5 protein-coding genes are annotated in these 6,271 nt (G+C 61.3%); 2 read left to right on the forward strand and 3 right to left on the reverse strand.

All coding sequences use genetic code 11. The features are described from left to right. Window positions 1-217: 217 nt before the first annotated feature. Window positions 218-688 (reverse strand): Lrp/AsnC family transcriptional regulator, encoded by a 471-nt coding sequence (locus HX824_RS32310; RefSeq protein WP_008430161.1) that lies wholly within the window; start codon window positions 686-688, stop codon window positions 218-220. Window positions 689-812: 124 nt separating this feature from the next. On the opposite strand from HX824_RS32310, the gene HX824_RS32315 reads away from it, so the two are divergent. Beyond that, window positions 813-2,057, forward strand: a complete 1,245-nt coding sequence (locus HX824_RS32315) for a methionine gamma-lyase (protein WP_177056102.1) — start codon at window positions 813-815, stop codon at window positions 2,055-2,057. A 185-nt stretch (window positions 2,058-2,242) separates the two neighbouring features. Next, complete coding sequence (locus HX824_RS32320; protein WP_177029470.1) at window positions 2,243-2,932, forward strand: helix-turn-helix transcriptional regulator; 690 nt, start codon at window positions 2,243-2,245, stop codon at window positions 2,930-2,932. A 125-nt stretch (window positions 2,933-3,057) separates the two neighbouring features. On the opposite strand, the gene HX824_RS32325 is transcribed toward HX824_RS32320, so the two are convergent. Together HX824_RS32325 and macA are read right to left on the reverse strand one after the other, a co-directional pair. After that, window positions 3,058-5,016: a MacB family efflux pump subunit gene (locus HX824_RS32325; protein ID WP_003212489.1), complete on the reverse strand. Its 1,959-nt coding sequence runs from the start codon at window positions 5,014-5,016 to the stop codon at window positions 3,058-3,060. Between the two features lie 3 nt (window positions 5,017-5,019). Further along, a complete protein-coding gene (gene macA / locus HX824_RS32330) occupies window positions 5,020-6,171 on the reverse strand; it encodes a macrolide transporter subunit MacA (protein WP_177020133.1) in 1,152 nt (383 codons plus the stop codon). Between the last annotated feature and the right edge of the window lie 100 nt (window positions 6,172-6,271).

Genomic DNA, 6,271 nt, shown 5'->3' on the forward strand with positions numbered 1-6,271 from the left:
AATCGGCAAGGATGCCGATTTAGCCGCGCCGGGCCATGGATGGCCCGTCGCGGCGGCCCGCGGAACCGGGCCGGAGTGCGGGCATGCCGAGCCTAGGCGAGGCACCGAGTGGTGGGGCAAAGACCTTTTGGTTACTTTTGGGGCGTTTGCCAAAAGTGACCCGCTGTAAGAGCGGAACCATAATCCGCCGTTACCGAAGAAACGGATATGTACACCATCACTCCGGCAAAGGAATCACCCGCAACGGCCGCACCGACTTATAAGAAAAACTCGAGTAAATCTCCTTAACACACGGCAACCCCTGCAACACCTCCCGCGCAAACTCCCCAAACGACTCCAGATCCTTCGCCACCACTTCCAACAAAAAATCATACCGCCCCGAAACGTTATGACACGCCACAATCTCGGGAATCTCCAGCAACCTTTGCTCAAACGCCCGGGCAACTTCCCGGGAGTGCGTATCCATCATGATGCTGACAAACGCCGTCACCCCATACCCCAGCGCCTTGGGCGACAGGATCGCCTGATAACCGCCGATCACCCCGCTGTCCTCAAGGTTCTTCACCCGCCGCCAACACGGCGAAGTGGTCAGCGACACCCGCTCCGCCAACTCCGCCACCGTCAACCGCGCATTACCCTGCAAGGCGTTTAAAAGTGCCTTGTCAGTCCGATCCAGATGCATGGGCATATCTTGCCTCAAAACGTCGTTTTTATTGTTTTTCATCCCAATCTACCGGCTTTTCCCAGCAAACTATGGAACGTTCAGCCGCCGTTATAAGCATAGCATTGTAGGAAATAAGGAGCGTCCGACCATGAAAAATAAACACAACACGTTCGGCTTTTCCACCCGCGCCATCCATCACGGCTATGACCCCCAGGACCACCACGGCGCCCTCGTGCCGCCCATCTACCTGTCGGCAACCTTCGCCTTCCCCACCGCCGAATACGGAGCCGCGTGCTTCGCCGGCGAAGAGAGCGGACACTTCTACACCCGCATCTCCAACCCCACCCTGGCCCTGCTGGAATCGCGCATGGCCACCCTGGAAAACGGCGAAGCCGCCGTCGCCTTCAGCTCCGGCATGGGCGCAATTGCCGCGACGTTCTGGACCCTGCTGCGCCCCGGTGACGAAATCATCGTCAGCCAGACCCTCTACGGCTGCACCTTCGCCCTGCTGCACCACGGCATCGGCGAGTTCGGCATCAAGGTGCGCCACGTCGACCTCACCGACCTGAACGCCATGAGCGAGGCCATCAACCCGGCCACGCGCATGATCTACTTCGAAACCCCGGCCAACCCCAACCTGCAACTGGTGGACATCGCCGCCGTCGCCGAGATCGCCCACCGGCAACCCGGGATCACCGTGGTGGTGGACAACACCTACTGCACGCCCTACCTGCAACGCCCGCTGGAAATGGGCGCCGACGTGGTGGTGCACTCGGCCACCAAATACCTCAGTGGCCACGGCGATATCACCGCCGGCATCGCCGTCAGCAGCCAGGCCCTGGCCCAGCGCATTCGCCTGCAAGGGCTCAAGGACCTGACCGGTGCGGTGATGTCACCCCAGGACGCCGCCCTGCTGATGCGCGGCCTCAAGACCCTGGCCCTGCGCATGGACCGCCATTGCAGCAACGCCCTGGCCATCGCCGAAGCCTTGCAGGCCCATCCCCTGGTGGAATGGGTGACCTACCCCGGCCTGCGCTCCTTCCCCCAATACGAACTGGCCGCGCGGCAGATGAAACAATCCGGCGGCATGATCGCGTTTGAACTCAAGGGCGGCATCGACATGGGCCGACGCTTCATGAACGCCCTCAAGCTGTTCACCCGGGCCGTGAGCCTGGGGGACGCGGAGTCACTGGCCCAGCACCCGGCCAGCATGACCCACTCCACCTACACCCCGGAGCAGCGCGCCCACCACGGGATTTCCGAAGGGCTGGTGCGACTCTCGGCGGGCCTTGAGGATGTCGCCGACCTGCTGGCCGACGTTGCCCAAGCCCTGGAGGCCTGTGCCGTAAAGCCGAAATCCCGGGCGGTGCAACACAACGTTCATCACGCTTGAAGTAAATTCACAGGCAGGCGCGACGTTTATCAATAGCCCGGCCTGAAAAGGTCGGGCTTCTCCCGTTGCGCCCTGCACCGCAAAAAATTTGATCCATTCATTGGCCCGTTTGCGAAAGCCTGTACTAGCATACGAGGCGGCAGTCATGGAGATCACTGCCCTGTACGCCGCCCTCATTGAAACTCATGGATGAAATGATGAACTCACACCTGTTCCCCCACATTGGCAAAGTCATCGCCAGCACCGGCAGCCGGCATTTCCCGCGCATGCTGCACGACCTGATCCTCACCCAACTGGCGGTCGACGCCACGCACATCACGCAAATGCCTGTGAGTTCACCGCGCAAGGGCGGCAGTTCGCGAATGACGGGGGTCAGCCCGGTGTACACCGACCCGCTGCCAGGGCAGGAAGAGGCCCAGGCCGCCGCCCAACTGCACCTGACCCGGCGCAAGGATGACGTCAGCTACGTGCTGTCGGTGTATCGCTCCAACCCCTGCGAAAGTTTTTCCCAGCAGGAGCGGATCATCCTGCAAGACTTCTCCTCCCTGCTGCTGCCGATGGTTGAAAAACACATCAGCGCCCTGCAACCCAGCGGTCCGGACAGCGAAGCGCCGCAGCAACAAGGCATCGACACCTTGCGCCGGCGCTTTGAAGAGCGCCTCGCGCAATCGGGGCTGGCCCTGTCCAGCCGGGAGCTTGAGGTGTGCGTGGGGCTGCTGGCCGGGCGTACCGCACCGGAACTGGCGGAGCAGTTGGCACTGAAGGTCAATACCATCGAGAGCTACCTCAAGCGGGCAGCGATCAAGATGGGCATCAGTGGCCGGCATTCATTGATGCGGTGGATGTATTCCACAGAAGAAAACGCCACTCTCTAGAACACCGAGGAACAAATGTGGGAGCGGGCTTGCTCGCGAATGCGCAGTGTCAGTCAATACATGTGTGACTGATCCACCGCATTCGCGAGCAAGCCCGCTCCCACATTTTTTGATCTCTGCCCGGCCTAATCCCGGGCCAGGGCTTCAATCGGATCCAACCGCGCCGCATTCCGCGCCGGCACAAACCCGAACACAATCCCGATCAACGTTGAACACGCAAACGCCGTCACTACCGAGCCCAGGGAAAACACCATTTCCCACTCTTTCACAAACAACGAAAACAGATAGCCGATGGCGAATGACAGCGAGATGCCGATCATCCCGCCAATCAGGCAGACCATCACCGCTTCCACCAGGAACTGCTGGCGAATATCCGATTGCCGCGCGCCCACTGCCATGCGAATCCCGATTTCGCGGGTGCGTTCGGTCACCGACACCAGCATGATATTCATCACCCCGATGCCGCCCACCAGCAACGAAATCACTGCAATCAACGACAGCAGCAACGCCAGGGAACGGCTGGTTTTCTGCACCGTCTGCATGATGCTGTCGAGGTTGTTGGTAAAGAAGTCCTTGGTGCCGTGACGTTGCAACATCAGCTTGGTGACGTTCTCTTCCACCACCTTGCTCGGCTGGCCGTCCTTGATGCGCACCGTGATGCTGTCCAGATGACGCTGGCCCAACAGCCGCCCCGCTGCCGTCTCGTACGGCACCCACACGTTCAACGCCTTGCTGGCGGCGAACATGTTTTTGTTGTCGGCCGTCACCCCGATCACCGTACAGGGCAGGTTGCCCACCAGGATCACCTGGCCCAGCGGATCCACGCCTGGCGCGAACAGTCGATGGCGCGCGTTGTGGTCGATCACCACCACCTGGGCCTGGCGCCGGGCGTCGCTTTCGCTGAAGGTAATTCCGGCTTCGAGCTTCAGACCCTTGACCTGGAAATAGCGATCGCTGACCCCATTGACCTGGGCGTCCAGGTCGATATTGCCGTAACGCAGCAATAGGTTGCGCCCCACCACCGGCGTGGCGCTGTCGACGTAATACAGCTGGTTCAGCGCATCCACATCCGACGGCAACAACGTCTCGATGGCTGACGCACGGCTGTCACCAAAACTCTTGCCGGGAAAGATATCAATGGTGTTACTGCCAATGGCCTGGATGTCCTTGAGCACATAGCGCTTGGCGCCTTCGCCGATGGCCGAGATCGACACCACCGAGGTGATGCCGATGACAATGCCGAGCATGGTCAGCAAGGTGCGCATGCGATGAGAAATCAGCGCCACCCAGGCCATGTTGAAGGCCTCCTTGAACAGCCCGAGGCTCGCCACCAACTTGCGCGCACCGCTGCGCTTGGGCTCGATGGGCGCTTCGGTGGGCAGGTCGAGGCCGACACTCTGATTGGCGCGGTCACTGACGATCTCGCCATCGCGCACCTCAATGATCCGCTGGGCATTGGCCGCGACTTTCGGGTCGTGGGTAACGATGATCACCGTGTGCCCGGCGGCGTGCAGCTCGGCCAGGATGCGCATCACTTCCTTGCCGCTGTGGGTGTCGAGGGCGCCGGTGGGTTCGTCGGCGAGGATCACTTCGCCGCCGTTCATCAAGGCCCGGGCGATACTCACGCGCTGTTGCTGGCCGCCGGACAGCTGGCTCGGGCGATGGGTCAAATGCCCCGACAACCCCAGGCGTGCCAGCAATTCCCCGGCGCGGCTGTGCCTGGCGGTTTCCGGCGTACCGGCATAAATCGCCGGCATTTCCACGTTGTGCAACGCGCTCAGGTGCGCGAGCAAGTGGTAACGCTGAAAGATAAAACCGAAGTAGTCGCGGCGCAGCTCGGCCAGTTGCTCATCCCCCAGGGTGCGGGTTTCGATGCCATTGATCTTGTAGCTGCCGGCGGTGGCGTAGTCGAGGCCGCCGAGAATGTTCATCAGGGTGGATTTACCCGAGCCCGAGGCCCCGGTGATCGCGACCATTTCCCCGGCGTGGATGGTCAGGTCGATGCCCTTGAGCGCAATGAATTCGCGGTCACCGGCCATGAAACTGCGCACGATGCCTTTAAGCTCCAGCAGTGGCTGAGTCATCAATCAGCCCCCCGCCACGGCAGGCGATGGGTCGCCGATCACCACCTTGTCGCCTTCGGCCAGGCCATCGAGGATCTGCACCTTGACGTTGTTGTTGATGCCCGTCTGCACCTGCCGCGTGTTGGCCTTGCCCTTGGCGTCCAGCACCCGCACCGGGAAACTGCCATCGGCATTGCGCGGGCCGAGTGCGGCCACCGGCACGGTCAGTGCGGCCTTGGCGGTGTCGAGCACGATGCGCACCTGGGCGGTCATGGCGATGCGCAGGCGGTGGTCGGGGTTGGGTACGTCGAACAGCGCATTGTAGAACACCGCGGTGTTTTGCTTGGGGGTGCCGGCGGTCTGGGTTTCGAGGAAATTCTGCGGGGCAGGTTCGGTACCGCGCAATTTGGCGTAGTAGCGTTTGTCGGCCTCGCCGAGGATGGTGAAATACACCTGCTGGCCCGGACTGATGTGGATCACGTCCGCTTCGGAGACCTGGGCCTTGACGGTCATGGTGTCCAGGTCGGCGAGTTTGAGCAGCACCGGTGCCAGTTGGCTGGCGATCACGGTCTGGCCTTCCTGGGTGACGATGCCCACTACATCGCCGTCGATTGGCGCGACGATGCGGGTGTAGGCCAGGTTGATCTTGGCGGTGTCGATCTGGATGTGGGCGCTTTTGATCTGGGCGTCGAGGGACATCAGGTTGGCGCGCTGTACCTCGTAGTTGGACTCGGCGGTTTCGAAGTCCTGGCGGGACACGGATTCGTCCTCTTGCAGGCCCTGGTAGCGTTCGTAGACGGATTTGGTTTCCTTGAGTTGCGCCGCAGTGGCGCGGCGTTGGGCCTGGAGGTTTTCTTCGTCGACCTGGGCTTTGCGCAGGGTGTTCTGCAGGATCAACGGGTCGATTTCGGCCAGCCATTGGCCCTTCTTGACCTTGTCGCCGACCTTGACCTTCAGGGATTTGAGTTGGCCGGAAACCTGGGCGCCGACATCGACCTGCTTGACGCCTTCGAGCAGGCCGGTGGCCAGGACGGCGTTTTCGATGTCACTGCGCTCGGCGGTGGCGGTCAGGTATTGCGGCGCGTCTGCGGGGGCCTGCACGGTGTAGATAATCAGGCCCGCTGCGACGGTCAACACCAGGGCCAATCCTGCTTTTCGATACTTTGACTTTTCCATAAATGACCATAAGAGGTGTTGAAATGGGTTCCGGCTTTTGGCTCGGAGTACATATCCGTTTTTTTGGTAACGGCTGATATGGGTTCCGCTCTTACAGCGG

Origin of the sequence: Pseudomonas sp. D4002 (assembly GCF_013385665.1) — a bacterium.
Classification (GTDB): Bacteria; Pseudomonadota; Gammaproteobacteria; order Pseudomonadales; family Pseudomonadaceae; genus Aquipseudomonas.